At 41.0% G+C, this 19,617-nt stretch carries 17 protein-coding genes and 1 other annotated feature; of the genes, 3 read left to right on the top strand and 14 right to left on the bottom strand.

Annotated features, from left to right (window positions below; translation table 11 throughout):
• Positions 1-7: 7 nt before the first annotated feature.
• Together EBQ12_RS07335 and EBQ12_RS07330 are read right to left on the bottom strand one after the other, a co-directional pair.
• Complete coding sequence (locus EBQ12_RS07335; protein ID WP_008348215.1) at positions 8-1,357, bottom strand: amino acid permease; 1,350 nt, start codon at positions 1,355-1,357, stop codon at positions 8-10.
• A gap of 75 nt (positions 1,358-1,432) precedes the next feature.
• Positions 1,433-1,657 (bottom strand) — a binding site (T-box leader).
• Positions 1,658-1,748: 91 nt separating this feature from the next.
• Positions 1,749-2,423: an NAD(P)H-dependent oxidoreductase gene (locus tag EBQ12_RS07330; protein WP_125589524.1), complete on the bottom strand. Its 675-nt coding sequence runs from the start codon at positions 2,421-2,423 to the stop codon at positions 1,749-1,751.
• Between the two features lie 220 nt (positions 2,424-2,643).
• Between EBQ12_RS07330 and EBQ12_RS07325 the strand changes: the two genes are divergently transcribed.
• Complete coding sequence (locus EBQ12_RS07325; protein WP_017357877.1) at positions 2,644-3,009, top strand: winged helix-turn-helix transcriptional regulator; 366 nt, start codon at positions 2,644-2,646, stop codon at positions 3,007-3,009.
• 9 nt (positions 3,010-3,018) lie between these two features.
• Here the strand turns inward: EBQ12_RS07325 and EBQ12_RS07320 are convergent, their stop codons facing one another.
• The 3 genes from EBQ12_RS07320 to ctpB form a co-directional block, all read right to left on the bottom strand.
• Positions 3,019-4,206, bottom strand: coding sequence for a PDZ domain-containing protein (locus tag EBQ12_RS07320; protein WP_041091483.1), 1,188 nt, complete (start codon positions 4,204-4,206; stop codon positions 3,019-3,021).
• A 69-nt stretch (positions 4,207-4,275) separates the two neighbouring features.
• Complete coding sequence (locus tag EBQ12_RS07315) at positions 4,276-4,629, bottom strand: swarming motility protein SwrAA (protein ID WP_007500014.1); 354 nt, start codon at positions 4,627-4,629, stop codon at positions 4,276-4,278.
• Positions 4,630-4,973: 344 nt separating this feature from the next.
• Positions 4,974-6,422: a carboxy-terminal processing protease CtpB gene (gene ctpB / locus EBQ12_RS07310; protein ID WP_072367409.1), complete on the bottom strand. Its 1,449-nt coding sequence runs from the start codon at positions 6,420-6,422 to the stop codon at positions 4,974-4,976.
• Between the two features lie 153 nt (positions 6,423-6,575).
• On the opposite strand from ctpB, the gene EBQ12_RS07305 reads away from it, so the two are divergent.
• On the top strand, positions 6,576-7,316 hold the full coding sequence (locus EBQ12_RS07305; protein WP_008348223.1) for a sulfite exporter TauE/SafE family protein: 741 nt from the start codon (positions 6,576-6,578) through the stop codon (positions 7,314-7,316).
• A 48-nt stretch (positions 7,317-7,364) separates the two neighbouring features.
• On the opposite strand, the gene EBQ12_RS07300 is transcribed toward EBQ12_RS07305, so the two are convergent.
• From EBQ12_RS07300 to EBQ12_RS07280, 5 genes are all read right to left on the bottom strand, one after another.
• The gene (locus EBQ12_RS07300) at positions 7,365-8,627 is read right to left on the bottom strand and encodes a murein hydrolase activator EnvC family protein (protein ID WP_125589522.1); all 1,263 of its coding nucleotides are present in this window, start codon (positions 8,625-8,627) and stop codon (positions 7,365-7,367) included.
• A 114-nt stretch (positions 8,628-8,741) separates the two neighbouring features.
• Complete coding sequence (gene ftsX / locus EBQ12_RS07295; RefSeq protein ID WP_024719915.1) at positions 8,742-9,632, bottom strand: permease-like cell division protein FtsX; 891 nt, start codon at positions 9,630-9,632, stop codon at positions 8,742-8,744.
• Entirely contained in the window at positions 9,625-10,311 is a 687-nt protein-coding gene (gene ftsE / locus EBQ12_RS07290) for a cell division ATP-binding protein FtsE (RefSeq protein WP_008348229.1), read from the bottom strand. Before ftsE ends, ftsX begins: the two co-directional genes overlap by 8 nt.
• A gap of 382 nt (positions 10,312-10,693) precedes the next feature.
• Positions 10,694-11,023, bottom strand: a complete 330-nt coding sequence (cccB, locus tag EBQ12_RS07285) for a cytochrome c551 (RefSeq protein ID WP_008348231.1) — start codon at positions 11,021-11,023, stop codon at positions 10,694-10,696.
• A 48-nt stretch (positions 11,024-11,071) separates the two neighbouring features.
• Positions 11,072-11,920 (bottom strand): YitT family protein, encoded by an 849-nt coding sequence (locus EBQ12_RS07280; protein ID WP_079919134.1) that lies wholly within the window; start codon positions 11,918-11,920, stop codon positions 11,072-11,074.
• Positions 11,921-12,109: 189 nt separating this feature from the next.
• On the opposite strand from EBQ12_RS07280, the gene EBQ12_RS07275 reads away from it, so the two are divergent.
• Positions 12,110-12,844, top strand: a complete 735-nt coding sequence (locus EBQ12_RS07275) for an alpha/beta family hydrolase (RefSeq protein WP_079919133.1) — start codon at positions 12,110-12,112, stop codon at positions 12,842-12,844.
• A 215-nt stretch (positions 12,845-13,059) separates the two neighbouring features.
• Here the strand turns inward: EBQ12_RS07275 and EBQ12_RS07270 are convergent, their stop codons facing one another.
• The 4 genes from EBQ12_RS07270 to hpf all read right to left on the bottom strand — a co-directional run bounded on the left by EBQ12_RS07270 (position 13,060) and on the right by hpf (position 19,434).
• Positions 13,060-14,853, bottom strand: a complete 1,794-nt coding sequence (locus EBQ12_RS07270) for a M3 family oligoendopeptidase (protein ID WP_079920549.1) — start codon at positions 14,851-14,853, stop codon at positions 13,060-13,062.
• A 124-nt stretch (positions 14,854-14,977) separates the two neighbouring features.
• Positions 14,978-16,079 (bottom strand): peptide chain release factor 2 gene (prfB, locus tag EBQ12_RS07265; protein ID WP_096881918.1). Its coding sequence is split into 2 segments (ribosomal slippage): positions 14,978-16,006 and positions 16,008-16,079, totalling 1,101 coding nucleotides; the frame shifts between segments, so codons are not numbered across the junction.
• 67 nt (positions 16,080-16,146) lie between these two features.
• On the bottom strand, positions 16,147-18,672 hold the full coding sequence (gene secA / locus EBQ12_RS07260) for a preprotein translocase subunit SecA (protein WP_125589520.1): 2,526 nt from the start codon (positions 18,670-18,672) through the stop codon (positions 16,147-16,149).
• A 198-nt stretch (positions 18,673-18,870) separates the two neighbouring features.
• The gene (hpf, locus tag EBQ12_RS07255; protein WP_007499992.1) at positions 18,871-19,434 is read right to left on the bottom strand and encodes a ribosome hibernation-promoting factor, HPF/YfiA family; all 564 of its coding nucleotides are present in this window, start codon (positions 19,432-19,434) and stop codon (positions 18,871-18,873) included.
• Between the last annotated feature and the right edge of the window lie 183 nt (positions 19,435-19,617).

The following is a 19,617-nucleotide window of genomic DNA, read 5'->3' as shown; positions in this document are numbered from 1 at the left end:
TAATAAATTAGACGGCTGTTTCAAACCGTTTTCTGTTAATAAAGAAAGAAAGTGTAATGATTAAATAAATGCCCATGGTGACCAGCGTTTGAACAATTGGTGTATTGAATACAACGCCGACAAAAATGGCCATGATCGCAATAACGGAAAACCACGTTGTGAAAGGATACAGTTTCACGCGATATCCGCCTGGCTGTGCGACGCTTCGAGATTTCAAATGACCGACGGCAATGATAAACCAGATGAATAGAACTGTGTAACTTAAAGAACCCATTAAGTAATTAAACGTTTGACTTCCTACAAAAAGAGAAATCAATACAGCTGCATACAAGGTAGATGTACATACAAGGATGGCTCGAACAGGTACCTGCTGTTTTGACAGCTTGGAGAATCCTTTCCATACACGGCCATCCATTGCCTGTGTATAAAGCACCCGTGATGAAGCATACAATCCAGAGTTCATAGAAGACAAAATCGCTAGTAAGATAATACCATTCATGATGTCACTAGCATACGGTACTCCGATTGTTGCAAACACTGTCACAAATGGACTTACTTGCTCATTGTTTACTTGATTCCAAGGGATTAAGCTGACAATGATAAAGAACGGCAGTACATAAAAACCGATGATGCGTACAAACGTACTTTGAATGGCCTTTGGGATGACTTTTTCAGGGTTTTTTGTTTCTGCTAACGTGACCCCAATCATCTCCGTCCCACCATATGAATACACGACAACCAGCATTGCTGCAATTAATCCGCCAGTACCATTTGGGAAAAATCCACCGTGATCCGTTAAGTTAGACAGTCCAGGTGCTGCATGCTGTCCGAATGAGACAAATAGCATGGTAAATCCAATGATAATAAATAAGATGATGACAGCAATTTTAATAGAAGCTAACCAATACTCCGTTTCAGCAAACATTTTGACTGAGCAAACATTAATGATTGTGACCACAAGTGAAATGATTAACACAAGCATCCAGATTGGTACTTGTGGGAACCAGTACTGAATAAAGATGGCCGACACAATCGCTTCTGCTGCAATGTTCAGCACCCACATCTTCCAATAGATCCAGTCTAAGAAATAGGCCGGATACTTTCCTAACACAGGTTCAATCAAGTCACGGAATGTTCTTGCTCCAGGTCGTGCAACGGTCATTTCGGCAAGTCCTTGCATAATAAATAATAAAATAAGACCACCAATCATGTATGCCAAAATGACAGCAGGACCCGCAATATCAATGGCAGAACTGCTTCCTTTAAACAGACCAGCACCGATGGCACCGCCAAGCGCAAGCATCATAATATGCCTTGATGTCATTGTTCGTTTTAACTGCACATGTTCCTTTTCCATTTTCTATAGCTCCTTTAAATTTGAATCTTCAGACAAATATGAGATAAAAGCATATAAAAAGGCCAGCCATCTCCTGGAAGAGACGACTGACCTTGCAACCGCGTTACCACTCTTATTGATTCAGCCACGGCTGAATCCAACTTAAAACCCGATAACGGAGGTCACACGTAAAGACTTACTATTCATTCAGTCTTACCGCTCTTTGAGCGAGTTCAATGATTCGTTTTACTGCGTTGCACCGACCCGCAGCTCTCTTAAAAAACGGATGTTCATTTACTATTCTCAAGTCAAAGCGTTTATAGTCAAATTTGTATATTCGTCAAAGATTTTATTTTTTAAATATACTGACTAACCACGCAATTGTCAACAGCCTTTTTCAGACAAACAGCGATTAACGAATCCAAACAGCTACTTCATCCATCGGGCGACGTGTTTTGCCGCGTTTTGGCTCAGTGACACGATAACCAAAGGCTGCCATGACAGAGATGTCGTATTGACCATCCTCCAGCAACCCTTCTTCTTCTAAGATACGATGGATGTGTTCGTAGCTAAATCCTTCAACTGGGCATGAATCAATGCCGATCTGTGCCGCAGCTGTCATCATGTTACCTAAGGCAATATACGTTTGTTTTGAAGCCCAATCAAATAATGTACGGTCATTTTCTAGCAGATGAAGATCGTTCTCTTGGAATTCTCTGTAGCGCCCCTTGACCATTTCAAACGTTTCGTCTGTCATTCCTTTGATTTGCTTGTTGATGTATTCTGCATATGCTGAATCATAGCGGGCATCTGTTCTTGCCAAGATGATCACAAAATGGCTGGCAGTTGGAAGCTGCTTTTGCGCCCCCCATGTATACTCTTTTAATTTTTCTCTAAATGCTTCATTTTGAATAACGAGGAACTTCCAAGGCTCAAACCCTACAGAGCTTGGAGAAAGTCTTCCTGTTTCTAAAATAAATGCAAAATCATCCTCTGGAATCTTTTTCGCTGGGTCAAACTCTTTTGTCGCATGACGGAATTCATACGCCTCAATGATTTCTTTTTTTAATAGCTCTTTGTCTCGCATATTATTCATCCTTTCTAATGAACAGGTGTGTTCCCACAATCCAATTTCTTTCCATTCCCTAATAGAAATTGTTATGATAGGAAAACAAACAACCCGAATGTGTGATGTCTATCTCTATGGTAAAAGAAAAGCTTCCATTGATTCAAGTACGCACATTTTTGTTCGTTAGGTACAAACATGTTCGTTTATGACCATTTTCGTTTAAGAAAGGAATGTTGAGATGAGTGCACCATCCAATCCAGTCAGTATTGTGAATCATGGCTGTCCCGTGTCTATCACTACAAATGTCATCGGAGGGAAATGGAAAGGCGTCATCCTTTATCATTTGACTTGCGGTCCAAAGCGTTACAACGAAATACGCCGGCTTCTGCCAAGAATTTCGCAGCGTGTCCTGACGTTGCAATTACGAGAACTTGAACAAGACGGGATTGTTCACCGTGAAGTCTATGAGGAAGTCCCTCCTCGTGTCGAGTATTCACTGACTTCTCTTGGAAATACGTTAAAACCCATTATCTTTGCCATGCGTGAATGGGGCGAATCCTATGGGAGAGAAACGCGCCCAAAAGAAAAAAGCTGCCATCTTTAGCAGCTTTTTTTAAGATGAAATCGCCGTTGGCTCTTGCTGTGGATCGTCCTTCACAAACAGGATACCAAGCTGGTGATGCTCCCCTTCGTAAGAGGCGCGTTTCTCAAATCTTGTCTGACCATTGAGACCAATGATCTCAAGCTTTGTCAGAGCACGATTGGTTTGTAGTGCTTCATAAAATTCTGAAACGGTTTTGATCTCGATTCCATTGACCTTTGTAATCATTTCTCCGATCTCAAGCTTTAAATCAGCCGCAGGGGTATTCGGAATGATACCAAGCACCATAAGCCCTTGATTCCGCTTAGAGAAAAAGAATGGTGCAGCGTTGTCATTCACCCTCTGCTTCCATGATAAAAAGGCTCTTCCTGCAATCGCTAGAACAACAGCTCCCCACGCAATCGGCTCAAACCAAATACTTGCCGCACCTACTACAGCTACAGCTAGACCGAGCATCATAATACGGCGTGACGTAATTTGAATACTCACAATTGGCAGCGATCCTTGAATACGCTGGCCAAAGCCGATGATGTAAGGAATCACAATAAATGAAAAGCTTTGATCGTGCACTTGAAGCACAGGCCACCATGGCAGAGAAGAAGTCCATTCACCTGCCGGCATCAGCAAAACAAGTGGTAGCAGCCACAGACGGTTCGCTCGCTGCTGGCCGATCAAAAGTCCTCTCGCACTCATCACCATTGCAGGCGATGTACGTAAATGCGCCGTTCGATAGGCTAAGATGCCTTCGGTCATTAACAGTAGCCCTAACAGGATCACAACGGCTGATGCATTCATCATTGAAAGCTGCGGCAGCCAAGAATGGCTCACTTGAACAGACATCAGTCCAAATGCCGCAATAAAACTGAAACCGAGTGTGTATGCAGACGAAAGCGCACTCGCCTTAAAGAATAAAGAGAAAACGATGGTCATCGCTGCAATCAGCACGATGAATCCAGGCGGAAGGGAAATCCCTAAGCCTACAGATATGATCGATAGACAAATTCCTGGAACCCATCCCTTTGAATATGTAAATTTCAGTTCATCGTAAACATCTTCTATTCTTGTTTGAAACGCTTTTCTCTCCCGCTTTACGCGGATGTAGCCATATAATAGGCTGATTAATATCATAAAATAAAAAAGAGGATGGATTAAAAACAGACCGACCGCTTTTAATCCGGCTCCCATCCACTCCGAGCTCATTATCGTTTCACCGCCCAAGTCAAGCATTTTCTCTTATTCTATCAAATAAATCGATGCTTGACATCAGGTTTATTTCTCCTGATTCATCCAAAGTGTGACATTCGACAGTGAAAAATCTTTTAAATAGTGATTCACATCTACATCTAGTATGCCGCCGAGAAGCTGCATGGACCTCTTGATGTCGGTTAAGTTTATACCAAGTCTCTTATGATTATCCATTAAATAATTGAAGTATATCTCAGCACAGTCTTCATCGATCTCGTCGACTGATTCTACCGTTGTGTAATTGACCAAGTACCTGCTTAACAGCATGAGTAGACTTAATGCCTTTGTAGCCGAAAACGTCACATCTTTCGTACGACTCTTAAGCTCCTCTACCAACTCGTAATATTTTTTCTCTCTCACAATACTTGCCCTTTTCAATTGTGTACCCCCATTTACTAGTTCTTTTAAGAAAAGCGCAAACCTCGGTACAGCTCAATGCTTAAGCTGAATATCCGCAAAAAATAAAATATTTAAAATGAGTGCTACTTTTTATTGTAAGAATTATTTATGTAACATACAACTTTCAAAAGTTTCATTTTCATGACATGTTTAAATCAACAGAAAGTCTCTTATATAAATATGTTATCGGGTAAATTCGAAGGAATGTTATGTTTTTTGTAAAATAAATGAATATATTTCTCGATATAATATATTTTTAAGAATAAATTATTACATGTTCGTAACACTTATGAACCAAAAAAAAGAGGCATTTATTCGCCTCTTTATTTTTTGAGATATAGTGCTTTTAGTGCAGTTTGCAGCTGAAGATCATTCTTTTCATAAGATTTCACTTCATCTACCATCTTGTTCATCATTTTCGCTGTCTTTAAATCAATCACACCTGATTTTTCGAGATTGTATGTGCTTTGAAATGCGAGTACAGCCTTTTTCGTTTCTTCGTCAAAATATCCATCTACTCTGCCAGGGTCAAATGATAACCCTTTTAACAATGTCTGTGCTTGTCTGACTTCTTCATTGTTCATATCAAGCTGAAGCGGTTCTTTCAGCTGGAGCGGGCCAACGGTGAAGTAATCTGGTTGATGAATCGCAATGGTCGGCACAACGCCTTTTTTGTGAATCCAATTCCCTTTCGGTGTCAGCCACTTATACAGCGTTAATTTAATGTTACTTCCATCTCCCATTGGTACCGCCTGCTGCACAGTCCCTTTACCAAAGGAAACGTCACCTACCACTTCATACTTCCCTGCTTCTTTCATGGCACCAGCCAGAATTTCAGAAGCAGATGCACTTCCTTTATCAATTAAGACATTGATTGGGTATGGTTTTTGTTCTTTTCGTTTTGAAAAATATCGTTTTCGATCGCCATTCCGTTCTGCAATTTGAATATATGGCTGATCCTTTGTGATAAAATGTTTTAAAATGTCTTCCACACTTTGTAGATAGCCGCCAGGATTTCCTCTCACGTCCAGCACAAGGCCTTCCATGCCCTTTTTCTCGAGCTTATTCAAGCTTGCCGTGAAATCCTTCGCCGTATCTTCAGAGAAGCTAGAGATCGCAATATAGCCTGTTTTATGACCATTGACCTCTTTCATTGAAGCCGTTACGGTTTCAAGCGGGATTTCTTCTCGTTTGATATGGAATGTTAGCTCTTTTTCAATTCCATTTCGTCTGATTTTCAAGGCGACAGACGTTCCTTTTTTTCCTCTTATTTTCAGTACAGCATCGTTTAGGCTTTTTTCTTTCATCGACTCACCGTCAATGCTGATGATTTCATCTTTCGGTTTCAGACCCGCCTTTGCCGCAGGGGATTTTTTAAAGGCAGAGACAATGATAATCTTTCCTTCATCCATTCCAACTTCTGCCCCAATTCCTTCAAATGAGGAATCAAGTGAATCCGAAAATTGCTTTGCGGTTTGCTTGTCCATGTATACTGAATACGGATCATTTAAGGTTGAAAGCATTCCTTGAATGGCACCTTCAAGCAGCTTTTGACGATCCACTTCCTCTACATATTCATTCGAAATGAGGTCATAGGCTTTCTCAATTTTCTCCATTCCGTTTTCCTTCGCTCGATCACTTGATTGAGCTTGTCCAGCCACTGCAGCAGCCGCTTTCGGTGACTCCGCCTGAGTCGCCTCTTTATGCGTCACAACCCCTGCACTGATGATGAGAATGACACTTGCCATGATGGATGCGATTTGTTTTTTCATATTTGGCCTCCTTCTTCAACTCTTCCTGATGACCTGAGTTATTATATGCCAGAAGAAGGGATTTCATGTAAAGACATTCTCCTAAGGAGGCTTGACTAATCATTTCATTAGGTGTAATTTTTATTTTGTTACGATCGAGAAGGAGTCTTCGCTATGTATATTATATTGACAATGCTTTTATTAGGAATTTTACTAGGGTTTGTAGGAGCTGGCGGGGCTGGTTTTGTCATCGCATTGCTGACGTTAATCTTTGATGTACCAATCCATACTGCACTTGGAACATCTTTAGCTGCTATGGCATTTACGACTTTATCTGGTGCATACAGCCACTACCGAGAAGGAAATATCCAGCTCAAATCAGGTTTGATTGTCGGTGCACTAGCTTGTATTGCTTCATTTGCCGGAGCAAAAGTGGCTCCTTTTATTCCAGAGGATAGCCTGCACTATTTAACAGCTGGTATGCTCTTTTTATCTGCTGTTTTTATGATGATCAAATTGTTTGTCCTAAAAGAAGATGCTGAACAGCAGCCGCTTTCTTCACGCCAATTGCTGATCAGGGGCATTATATTAGGCCTTGTATCAGGGATGCTTTCAGGGATGTTCGGTATCGGATCAGCACCATTTATTCAAGTGGGGCTTTTGATTTTGCTGAAGCTGTCTATTAGACAAGCTGTTGGCACAACGATGCTAGTGATTATTCCAATCTCTATTGGCGGTGGAATTGGTTATATTTCAGAAGGCTATGTTGACTTTATCCTGCTCGTTCAGATCTTAATCGGTACCGTATTAGGGGCTTTTATTGGGGCAAAATTTACACGCCTTGCGCCAAAACTGTTATTAAAATCCGCTGTGCTTTTAACACCTATTATTGCCGGATTACTGCTGTTATTTTAATTTCATCTACATGAAAAAAGCCGATAACATGCTGTTATCGGCTTTTTGTCAGCGGATATATTGCGCTGGATTGACTGCATTTGATTTCGCGCCATTCCATAATCCTTTATGAATTTCAAAATGAAGATGCTGGCCATAAGACTGACCTGTGTTGCCCATATATCCAAGGAATTGACCTTGCTCGACTCTTTGACCTGTTGACACACTTCTTGTTGAAAGATGAGCGTATACCGTTTGATACGTTTGGCCATTGATGTTATGTGTAATGAACACCACGTTCCCATAACTCGACGAGTAGCTTGAGTTCGTGACTGTTCCAGATGCGGCTGCAACGACAGATACAGTGCCTTTTGCAGCGATATCTAATCCGTAATGCTGTCCGCCAGAACGTCCGCCAAAGCCTGATGAGAAACGGCCTGCAGCTGGTTTAATGAAACCTGAGCTACTTGTTGGTGTATCTGACACTTGATCAGATCCTCCACTTGGTGCAGGTGCATTTTTTTCAGCAGCTGCTTGTTCTGCTTTCTTCGCTTCTTCTTTTTGACGGCGTGCCTCTTCAGACTTTACCGCCGCTTTTTGATTCGCTAAAATTTCTTGTTCATTTTCAAGCTTTCCTAGTTCATCATGTGCATGTTCTTTTTCTTCCGTTACATGACCAAGGACTTTTCCTTTTTCTTTTTGCTGTTTAGATAGGTCCTTTTTCAACGTTTCAAGCTCTTTCAAAGATGTTTCAAGTCCACTTAGCTGTTTATTTAGCTCTGCTTCTTTTTGCTCTACTAGCTCCAAATCATTTTCGTGTTCTGTAATCATGTCTTTATCTGCTTCGACGATGGTTGTAACAGCTCCCACACGACTGACAAAATCACTAAAGCTACGAGCACCTAGCAGCACATCTAAATAGTTGATTGTACCGCCACTTTTTTGCATAGAACGAATTCGATCTTTGAAAATCGCTTTTCTCTTTTCAATTCGCTCGTTGATGACTTCAATCTCTTTTTTTAGTTTTTTGATCTCTTGTTTCGTCTGTTTGACCTCTTTTTCTTTTTCAGCGACTTTTTCAGTTGCGGCACTTACTTTTTGGTCAATTTTTTCAATTTCTTGCTTTAGCTTTGATTCTTTCTTTTCAAGCTTTGCCAGTTCTGATTTCTTTTTCTTCAAGGTTGATTCAGTCTTCGATGTTTTCTCTTCAATTTGTTGACGTTTTTGATCTAGGTCTTCGTATGCGAATGCACGATTTTCGTTCCCTGGAATGTATAGCCACGTTGTTCCAATAAACGCTGCCATTCCAGCCATTATCAGCTTTCTTTTCAAAACGATATTCCCCTCCCATGACAACTGTCGACATGAAGAGTCGACCGGATGAATTGGATCAACCGGTCACACCTTCTATAGAATCTTCGAGTGCTGCCATCAATATAAATAGATTTATACTTTCAAGAATTTACGGATGGACGTTAAACTTCCCCACACACCGATAATGGCACCGATCAATAGAAGGATCAGTGATACTTGATAGACAAACGGATTGTATGGAAGCATTGAAATAAATGAACCTTGTACCCTTGGCGCCACCCAGCCGACAGCATATTGATACGTGCCAAGCAATACAGCGATTGGTATAATCGAGCCAAATACACCAAGTAGTAATCCTTCGATGAAGAACGGCCAGCGGATAAACCAGTTCGTTGCACCTACTAGTTTCATAATCTCAATTTCTTTACGTCTAGCAAAAATCGTAATTTTGATCGTATTGGAAATCAAGAACATCGCTGTAAATAAAAGCCCAATAATAAGTGCGATGCCGACATTACGTGCCACTCCGACAACATTAAAGAGTCGGCTGACCTCTTCTTTTCCATAAGTGACTTTATACGTCCCTTTTAGGTTTTCTAATTTCTTCGCTACTTTTGGTGTATCGTGGGGATCTGTTGTTTTCACAATAAACGCATCATTTAATGGGTTTTCTTGATCAACCAGTCCCATAGATTGTCCATTTTCACCAAAGCTTTTAATCAGTGCTTTTAGTTCATCATCCTTGGATGAATATTTCACATCACTGATTTCAGGAATCTTCTCAATTTCTGCTTTTAATTCATCCTGCTGCTTTTGATTCGCAGTTAAATCGATGAGAACTTTTACTTCTACTTCTTTCTCAGCGTTCGATGCCATGTTATTCAAGTTGAGCATAATAACAAGAAAAACCCCAACTAAAATCAATGTGACAGTGACCGCACTAATTGATGCAAATGTCATCCACGTGTTTCTTCCAAGTGAACGGAAGCTCTCACGTAAATGCCGCGAGAGAGTTTTAATCATAAATTCCGTACTCCCCTCTTGCTTCGTCACGCACAATCATTCCATCTTCGATTGCGATGACGCGTTTCTTCATGCTGTTTACAATCTCTTTGTTGTGTGTCGCCATGACGACTGTTGTTCCGCGGTTATTAATCTCTTCCAGTGTCTTCATGATTTCCCATGAAGTATCTGGATCAAGGTTTCCTGTCGGTTCGTCTGCAATGACAACCTCAGGATGATTGACGATCGAACGAGCGATCGATACACGCTGCTGTTCACCGCCGGAAAGCTGATCTGGAAATTGACGAGCTTTGTGCTTTAATTGCACCAAATCAAGTACTTCAAGCACTTTTTTCTTAATAATACTTGGCTGTTCACCAATGACTTCAAGAGCAAATGCCACGTTCTCAAAGACCGTAAGACTTGGAAGCAGTTTGAAATCTTGGAATACTACGCCAATTTCTCTTCTCACATAAGGAATTTCTTTTTCCTTCATCGAGCCTAAATCTTTGTTATTAATTAAGATTTTCCCTTTTGTTGGCTTCTCTTCACGATACATCATTTTAATGAACGTGGATTTACCAGCACCACTGGGACCAACAACATACACAAACTCTCCTGGATGGATAGAGACATTGATTCCATTGATCGCCTTTACACCATTAGGATAGATCTTATAGACTTCCTTCATTTCAATCATGTAATCACCTAATCTTTTCTTATTCGCTGTCAAACAGCTTATCATGATGTTCTGACACTTCTCGTCAAAAAACGTTATGTATGGTCACGCACATACCCTTCGATACGCACAAGCAATTTATGTCCTTTTCATCCAAAAAGATGAAAAAATTGAATCGTCTAAATTTCAACAACTCCAATTATACGTCATGAATCGACGCAATGGTATTACATTTATATTTCAAAACTTATAAATAAAAGGTAAATAGAGCAACCAAAACCGAAAAACATGTCTTTTTACCCTTATTTTTTAAATAAAATTTAATATAATACGTTTTCATACTATCCAAAAGTCTTTTTCTACAAATAGAAAATAAAAAAACCTTGTCGATTAGACAAAGGTTTTATTTTTTCTCTGCAAGCCACTTGGCGACTTCTTTTGCTTGTTTTTCATCTACCATTCCGCTTGGCATAGATCCTTTACCGTTCTGGGCAATATCTGCAATTTGGCTTTCATTATATTTCTTCCCGACTTCTTTCAGGCTTGGGCCGCCTCCGCCAGATAAGTCTTTTCCATGACAGCCAATACAGTTTTGCTGATAAATCTCTTCACCACTGCTCACACTTGAAGCACTTTTACTGCCTTCTTTGTCACTGCTGCTTGAATTTCCTCCACAGGCCGCAAGTACAAAAAGCATAGCGACAAAAAGAAGCGTTAATCCGCTCTTTTTCATGTATTTCCCTCCCTTACAATCATTTGGTCAACGTTATTATATCCTTGTTTACGCCCTTTTAAAACCCTCACCCAGCACCTCTTTTGCATCCATGACGATGACAAACGCTGATGCATCGATCGCTTTTACCACTTGTTTCAACTTTGTGAATTGTGACTGCCCTACAACACACATTAAAATAGGCCGATCATGGTCGGTGTACCCACCTACTGCTGAAATCTTCGTTACACCACGATCAATTTGATCAAACACCGCCTGTCTGACCTCATCCTCATGACCCGTAATAATCATGGCCATCTTCGAGTGACTAAAGCCTGCCTGAACCACATCAATCGTCTTACTAGAAATGAACACTCCGATCACAGCGTACAGTCCTTCTTCAATCCCAAAAACAGTCATGGCCGCCAAAACAATCAAACCGTCCATCATCGCTAAACAAGTACCTAACGTCAGCCCTGTATATTTATTGATGATTTTGGCCGCAAGTGCCGTTCCTCCCGTTGAACCATTGCCGAGGAAAACGAGCCCAATTCCGATCCCAATCACTACACCGCCAAATATTGCGGCAAGCAGTGCTTCATGGGTGACAGGAGCAATGTGTCTTGTTAAGAACACCATTAAAGGTAAAAAAACAGAACCAACGAGCGTTTTTACCCCAAATGTTCCACCTAATAAATAAAAGCCTGCGATAAAGAGCGGAATATTGAGACCCCATTGTACATATGCAGCTTCAAAACCGAATGACTGCATAATGGTACTGATTCCACTCACCCCGCCAGCAGCAATCTGATTTGGTAATAATAACGTATTAAAGCCAATCGCCACGATGGCTGATCCTATTAAAATGAGTACATAATTTTTCACTTCAATCCAAAGTTGAGAATGTTCCTGCTTCATGTCTTTCTTCCTCCGTTACTTCTGAATGCACACCTATTTTAAGCCCTCTCATTCAGATTGTAAATAACAGCCAAATGCAGTGCTAATGGATTAATACTTTATCACACAGCCGGATCAGCGTACTTGCCGTTTGGCAGAAGAGTAAATGATGGTATATTTAATATGTACATGAGAAAGAAGGGACATACGATGAAGAAAATACTGAAGATCACCGGTATTACATTACTTGCACTCATCATCTTAGCTTTTGGTGCTTTCTATACATGGAGCCGCTTTACATATGGACCATCGGAAGCGTTAAAAAAGCAGATGAAGATTGAGCAGGTCGATCATAAAAATGGGGTATATTCATTTGAAGCATCAAAAAGCGATACTGGCATCATTCTATATCCTGGCGCAAAAGTTGAACCTCTTGCGTATGCCTATCTAGGGAATGCGCTGATGAAGAAAGGCTATTCGGTCTTTATCCCAGACATGCCATTTTCCTTCGCGATTTTTAATACGAAGAAGGCAGAGGATATCCTCAAAAGTCATCCGGCCATCAAGCATTGGTACATTGGCGGACATTCGCTAGGCGGAACAGCTGCCGCTATGTATGCAGTGAAAAATCAAAGCAAGCTGGACGGCCTCTTTTTCCTTGCCTCCTATCCTGCATCAGATGATTTGAAACAGGCTTCCTTGCAAGTATTATCTATATCAGGCGAAAAAGATGGTCTCGCAACACGAGAAAAAATCAAAAAATCGAAAAAGCAGCTGCCTTCTCAAACGGTGTATCATGAGATAAAAGGCGGTAATCATGCTCAATTTGGCATGTATGGCAAACAAAAAGGGGATCAGCCTGCAGACATTCCAGTCCTCACGCAACAAAAAGACATCGTTCAGACGATGCTGGAATGGGTAAAACCAGCAAAAAAGCTCCCTTAATGGGAGCTGCAAGATTTTTGACAAAGGGCTAAAATGAACTTGATTTTAGCCCTTTGTCTTCTTTTCAGCGTGATTGAAAACCTTTGCAGCCCTAGGAAGGACGAGCATCGGAGCGGAGCGAATTTGACATTCGTGAGCACCGAAGCGCAGGACTGACACAGAATGCGAGGGTTTGTCTACACGCTGAAGCTCCCGTAATGGGAGCTTTTCATTTTTTATGCCTTCGTCGCTTCTAAAAACTCTTCAGCATCTGCCACAGCCAGTGAAATGGCCTCTTCCCAAAATGCTTTTTGAGTCAGGTCGACACCTAGGTGCTTATATGCCAAATCTTCTACAGTCATTGACGCTGTATCTTTTAATAGCGCAATATATTTCTCTTCAAATGATGCCCCAGCCTGCAATGCTTTTGCATAAATACCTAACGAGAACATGTACCCGAAGGTGTAAGGGAAGTTATAAAACGGGACACCTGTAATATGGAAATGCAGTTTAGACGCCCAGAAATGCGGATGGTATTCATCTAAAGAGTCGCCAAAGGCTTCCTTCTGTGCTTCTACCATCAACTCATTCAAGCGGTCAGCTGGCACTTCTCCTTGTTTGCGCTCTTCATAAAAACGTTGTTCAAATAAGAAGCGTGATTGAATATTCATAAAGAATGCCACACTGCGCTGCAGCTTATCCTCTAGCAAACTGAGACGCTCTTCTTCATTGGCCGCCTCTTTTAATGAAGCATCTGCCACAATCATTTCAGCGAATGTCGACGCAGTTTCAGCTACATTCATCGCATATTTACGATTCAACATCCGAACATCCTGCATGACTTCCTGATGGAACGAATGACCAAGCTCATGTGCTAGTGTCGCTACATTGGATGGAGTCCCTGAGAAGGTCATAAAAATACGTGATTCTCCGCTATCAGGGAAATTCGTACAGAAACCGCCCACTCGTTTGTTTGGGCGATTCTCAGCTTCTACCCAGCGTTCATTAAAAGCTTTTTCAGTAAAAGCAGCAAGCTCTTTTCCAAACCCTGCGAAATGCTTGATAATAAAAGCGGCTGCGTCTTGATAAGAATAGGTCTTTGTCTCACTTCCAATAGGCGCCCCCACATCAAACCAGCTCAGTTTATCAACCCCAAGCATGTCAGCTTTACGTTGTAAATATTCAATGAATGGCTGTTTATGTTCATCAATAACAGACCACATTGTATCGAGCGTCTCTTGTTTCATCCGGCAAATATCAAGAGGCTCTTTTAATATATGATCCCATCCTCTGGCTTCATATACTTGTAGACGAAAACCAGCGAGATGATTGAGTGTGCTTGCAAACAAATGTTCATCCTGTGTCCATGCATGTTCTAAATTATGATACACGGCTTTTCTCACTTCACGGTCTGAATCATCCATCGCATTTTCTGCTTGGCCTACAGAGATCATTTGTGTTTCACCATTTTGCTCAAATGGAATGGTAATTTTGTTCACCAAGCTAGAATAAAGTTCATCCCACGCATGATACCCATCTACTGCTAGCTTTTGAATGAGTGTTTCCTGTTCAACAGGCAGTTGATCTTTCACATGTTCTCTTCGTTCATTTAATATGTAACTAACATCTGAAAAAGCGGCTGAATCCATTAATTCTTCCCACTGGCTAGTGGGAATCGCAGCAAGTGATTGATCAAACCCGGCTAGAATGGTTCCTAATTCAGCTTCCAGCTTGGCAATGGACCCCCGGAGGCTGCCCGCCTTCATATCCTTTGTATTTTGAGATTGTAGACAAGATACAAATGAACCTGCTTGTGCTAATTTTTTATATGTGATTTCATACGTTTCAAGGACAGCTGTTAACTTTTTTTCAATTTGTGTATCTTCTTTTGAAAAGGCATCTACCTTTTGTCGTAACTCATCTAATAGCTGCTGTATATGCTCTAAGTATGTGATAAATTCTGATGAAGAACTGCCTCCTTTAAAAAAGGCATCTAAATCCCACGTCTCTTGTAATGGTTTTAATCCCAAATTATTTCCCCCTTTAATTGCTAATTTCATCATACAAAGGATATAGAGTCAGTATGGCATATGTATTCCTTTATATTCATTATATTTTCTCACAATTAAAAAAACCCGGCAAGAAGCCGAGTTTTTATGATAATTTTGAACGTAAATACGCATCGATAAAGGAATCTAAATCTCCATCCATCACCGCTTGAACATTTCCCATCTCCGTGTTGGTACGATGGTCTTTTACAAGGGAATATGGGTGGAAGACATACGAGCGAATTTGGCTTCCCCAGCCAATTTCTTTCTGTTCTCCTCTGATTTCATCCAATTCCGCCTGTTGTTCTTCGATCCGTTTTTGATAAAGCTTAGATTTCAGCATTTTCATTGCACGTTCTCTGTTTTTGATTTGGGATCTTTCCGTTTGGCACGTCACGACGACATTTGTTGGGATGTGTGTGATACGAACCGCAGAGTCCGTCGTATTGACGTGCTGACCCCCTGCACCACTTGCACGATACGTATCCACCTTAATATCCTCTGTACGAATATCGATATCAATTTCTTCATTAAATTCTGGCATGACATCACAGGAAACGAAAGATGTGTGTCTACGGCCAGATGAATCAAATGGAGAAATACGGACTAAACGATGGACACCTTTTTCTGCTTTTAAGTAACCGTAAGCGTTATGTCCTTTAATCAGCAATGTCACAGACTTAATTCCCGCTTCATCCCCTGGAAGATAATCAAGGGTTTCAACCTTAAAGCCTCTGCGCTCTGCCCAGCGGGTATACATTCTGAGGAGCATCGATCCCCAGTCCTGTGATTCAGTACCACCTGCACCTGGGTGAAGCTCAAGAATGGCATTGTTTTTATCATAAGGTTCGCTTAAAAGAAGCTGTAGCTCAAATTCATTAAACTGCTTCGTTAAGTTCTTCAGCTCTTTTTCAAGCTCTGCATGAAGCTCCTCGTCATAATCTTCCTTTAATAAGTCATGTGTCATTTGTAGTTCTTCATGCGATTCACTGAGTTCATGATAGGAGTTCACAGAATCCTTTAGTGCATTGGCTTCATTGATTACCCCTTGAGCCTTTTGCTGATCGTTCCAAAAATCAGCCTCTGACATCGTCGCTTCAAGCTCTGCGATTTTGACTTCTTTTGTTTCTAGGTCAAAGAGACCCCCTAAAATCAGCTAGCCTGCTAGCCATATTTTCAAGCTCTTGTCTAATTTCTACTAATTCCATATCCTTCACCTCATAGATGTATGGGGGCTGACATGAATAGAAAGAGGTTTTCACCTCTTTCCATTACTTATTCTGTCTTCCCATGACAATTTTTATATTTCTTGCCGCTTCCGCAGTGACATGGTGAGTTTCTTCCGATATCCACCACTTTACGCACCGGCTTTTTCTTCACTGTTTTCTCCTCATCGCCTTCTTGAGGTTGATGAGCAGTTGTTTGTCCTTGAACGACTTCTTCACGTTCTAGGTTGTTTTGGATTTCTGATTTCAGCACATATTTAGCGACGTCATCTTCAATTGAAGCGACCATATGCTCAAACATCGCAAATCCTTCCATTTGATACTCACGAAGTGGATTGGTTTGTGCATATGCACGTAAATGGATTCCTTGACGCAGCTGATCCATTGCATCGATATGATCCATCCACTTCGAATCTACTGCACGAAGAACGATGACTTTTTCAAATTCACGCATTTGTTCATCGCCAAATGTCTCTTCTTTTGCATCATATTTCTCTTTAATCCGCTCCATGATGAATTCGGTGATCTCATCTGCTTCTTTACCGAAGATATCTTTGACCGAAATGGCACCTTCATCTAAATAGTTCATGTTGATTAATTCAACAAGACCATCTAGTTTCCATTCTTCTGGAAGTTCTTCTTTCGGCGTGTAAGATCCAACAGCCCGCTCAATAGACGATTGAATCATATTGATCACAATCGATTTCAAGTTATCAGAATCGATGACTTCAAAACGCTGTTTGTAAATGACTTCACGCTGTTGACGAAGAACATCATCATATTGCAGAAGCTGCTTACGGGAATCAAAGTTATTCCCCTCAACACGTTTTTGAGAAGATTCAACAGCTTTTGAGACCATTTTACTTTGAATTGGAGTAGAGTCATCCATGCCGAAGCGATCAAGCATCGCCATTGTCCGCTCTGCACCAAATCGGCGCATCAATTCATCTTCCATTGAGAGATAGAATTGAGTAATCCCTGGGTCTCCTTGACGACCAGAACGCCCACGGAGCTGATTATCAATACGGCGTGATTCATGACGCTCTGTCCCAATAACAGCAAGTCCGCCTAGTTCTTTCACACCTTCGCCAAGCTTGATGTCTGTTCCACGTCCCGCCATGTTTGTCGCAATTGTGACGGCACCTTTTTGTCCAGCTTCCTCAATAATTTGTGCTTCACGCTCATGGTTTTTCGCGTTTAACACTTGATGAGGGATGCCTTTATTTTTAAGCAGTTTTGAAATCAATTCAGATGTCTCAACCGCAACAGTTCCGACAAGGACCGGCTGTCCTGTCATATAACGCTGTGCGACGTCTTCAGCTACTGCTTTAAATTTGCCATCCATTGTGCGGTAAATTAAATCAGGTCTGTCATCACGCACAACCGGTTTATTGGTTGGGATTGTGACAACCTGCATATTGTAAATGTTACGGAATTCCTCTTCTTCCGTTTTCGCTGTACCTGTCATACCAGATAGCTTTTCATACATACGGAAGTAGTTCTGGAACGTAATGGTTGCAAGTGTCATGCTTTCATTCTGCACTTCAAGACCTTCTTTTGCTTCAATGGCTTGATGCAGACCTTCACTATAGCGACGTCCTTTCATTAAACGTCCTGTGAAGGAGTCAACGATGACGACTTGACCATCTTCCACAACATAATCAACGTCTTTTTGCATCGCAACATGTGCCTTAAGAGCCTGCGCGATATGGTGGTTAAGAGCAACATGTTTGACATCAAACAAGTTCTCGATGCCAAATGCTTTTTCCGCCTTCGTCATTCCGCTTTCAGTCAGCTGTACACTTTTTGTTTTAATATCATAAGTGAAATCGTCTTCTATTTTTAACGTACGAACAAAGGCATTTGCTTGTACGTAAAGTTTCGTCGATTTTGCAGCTTGTCCAGAAATAATAAGAGGTGTTCTCGCTTCATCAATTAAGATGGAGTCAACTTCATCGATGACGGCATAATGAAGTGGTCTTTGAACCATTTGCTCTTTATACAGCACCATGTTATCTCGTAAATAATCAAAGCCAAGCTCATTGTTTGTTGAATACGTGATATCAGCAGCGTACGCTTCTCTTTTTTCATCTTTGTCTAAACTGTTTAAGTTCAAGCCAACCGTTAATCCAAGAAATTCGAAAATCTTGCCCATTTCCTCTGCATCACGGCTTGCCAAATATTCGTTGACTGTCACAATGTGGACGCCTTTTCCAGAAAGAGCATTCAAATAAACAGGCATCGTTGATGTCAACGTTTTACCTTCACCTGTTTTCATCTCAGAGATATTCCCTTCATGTAGGGCAATCCCCCCCATGAGCTGCACCTTAAATGGGAACATTCCTGTCACGCGGCGGGAAGCCTCACGAACCGTTGCAAATGCTTCAACCAAAAGGTCGTCTACAGATTGTCCTTTTTCAAGTTTTTCTTTAAATTCGATCGTTTTATTTCGTAAAGCCTCGTCAGATAATTTCTCAAAATCTTGAGCGAGAGCTTCGATTTCATTTGCCTTTTTTTCATATCGGCTGATCGTACGTTTCGTAGGATCAAACACTTTGTTTAAGATTCCAAGCATATAATAACGCTCCTCTATTTCATGCAATTTTTCGGCATGTCCAAAAGTTTGACAGGTCCATATTTACCTGCATTTATCATACCATACCTTCCTTGATTTCCAAAGAATTTGCAATGATTTAGCACAAAAAACCCGCCCCTAATGAAGGGAGCGGGTTTACTTTTTTTAGGTCATTTTCGGATCAAAAGGAACGAATGATTAAGCGTTCGGCTCAATGAGTCCGTATTTACCGTCATTTCGGCGGTATACCACATTGGTCAAATTTGTCTCAGCATTTGTGAAGACAAAGAAACTGTGACCTAACATGTTCATTTGGAGAATGGCCTCTTCGCTATCCATTGGTTTTAGATTGAAGCGTTTTTGTCTGACGATTTCTGTTTCATCAATTTCTTCGTCATCTTGAACTGCTACTTCGGAAGCACCGTTTCCTCCAGCAAATAAATGCTTTTTCGCACCTTGCTCACGGAATTTACGGTTCACTTTCGTTTTATGTTTTCTAATTTGACGTTCTAATTTACTGGTTGCTAGGTCTACTGCATTGTACATATCCTCATTATGCACCTCTGCTCGAAGTGCTAGATCAGTCATTGGAATGGTAACCTCAACTTTAGATTCTTGATCGTTGTAAAATTTCAAGTTCACGTTGACTGAAGCATCAACATCTGACTCAAAATAACGCTCCAACTTTCCAATTTTTTTCTCGACATGATCTCTTAGTGCAGGTGTTACTTCGATGTTTTCTCCTCGGACATTGTAATTCATGTAAAGAACGCCTCCTTTAAAATTAAGGATATGTAAACTTATTTCTACTTTTCCCTCCTTTTCTCCTGCTCAAACGTAAAAAAAATGTGAATTTTTATTGAAATTTGTCGAATCCTGCGGTGCTTCAGCTTTTACTTGATAGGTGATGAATATATATTCGATTGATTCTTGAAAAAGACCATG

The sequence above is a fragment of the Bacillus sp. 2B09 genome, from assembly GCF_003946835.1.
GTDB classification, from domain to species: Bacteria; Bacillota; Bacilli; order Bacillales; family Bacillaceae; genus Bacillus; species Bacillus altitudinis.
This window is presented reverse-complemented; position numbering and strand designations above follow the sequence as displayed.

Bases quoted from the DNA above. Each gene is read 5' to 3' on its own strand.
- EBQ12_RS07320 (WP_041091483.1), bottom strand. From the start codon at position 4,206: ATGAGCTCGGAGTGGATGGGAGCCGGATTAAAAGCGGTCGGTCTGTTT.
- EBQ12_RS07325 (WP_017357877.1), top strand. From the start codon at position 2,644: ATGAGTGCACCATCCAATCCAGTCAGTATTGTGAATCATGGCTGTCCC.
- EBQ12_RS07335 (WP_008348215.1), bottom strand. From the start codon at position 1,357: ATGGAAAAGGAACATGTGCAGTTAAAACGAACAATGACATCAAGGCAT.
- EBQ12_RS07275 (WP_079919133.1), top strand. From the start codon at position 12,110: ATGAAGAAAATACTGAAGATCACCGGTATTACATTACTTGCACTCATC.
- cccB (WP_008348231.1), bottom strand. From the start codon at position 11,023: ATGAAAAAGAGCGGATTAACGCTTCTTTTTGTCGCTATGCTTTTTGTA.
- secA (WP_125589520.1), bottom strand. From the start codon at position 18,672: ATGCTTGGAATCTTAAACAAAGTGTTTGATCCTACGAAACGTACGATC.
- ctpB (WP_072367409.1), bottom strand. From the start codon at position 6,422: ATGAAAAAACAAATCGCATCCATCATGGCAAGTGTCATTCTCATCATC.
- EBQ12_RS07305 (WP_008348223.1), top strand. From the start codon at position 6,576: ATGTATATTATATTGACAATGCTTTTATTAGGAATTTTACTAGGGTTT.
- ftsX (WP_024719915.1), bottom strand. From the start codon at position 9,632: ATGATTAAAACTCTCTCGCGGCATTTACGTGAGAGCTTCCGTTCACTT.
- EBQ12_RS07330 (WP_125589524.1), bottom strand. From the start codon at position 2,423: ATGCGAGACAAAGAGCTATTAAAAAAAGAAATCATTGAGGCGTATGAA.
- hpf (WP_007499992.1), bottom strand. From the start codon at position 19,434: ATGAATTACAATGTCCGAGGAGAAAACATCGAAGTAACACCTGCACTA.
- ftsE (WP_008348229.1), bottom strand. From the start codon at position 10,311: ATGATTGAAATGAAGGAAGTCTATAAGATCTATCCTAATGGTGTAAAG.
- EBQ12_RS07280 (WP_079919134.1), bottom strand. From the start codon at position 11,920: ATGAAGCAGGAACATTCTCAACTTTGGATTGAAGTGAAAAATTATGTA.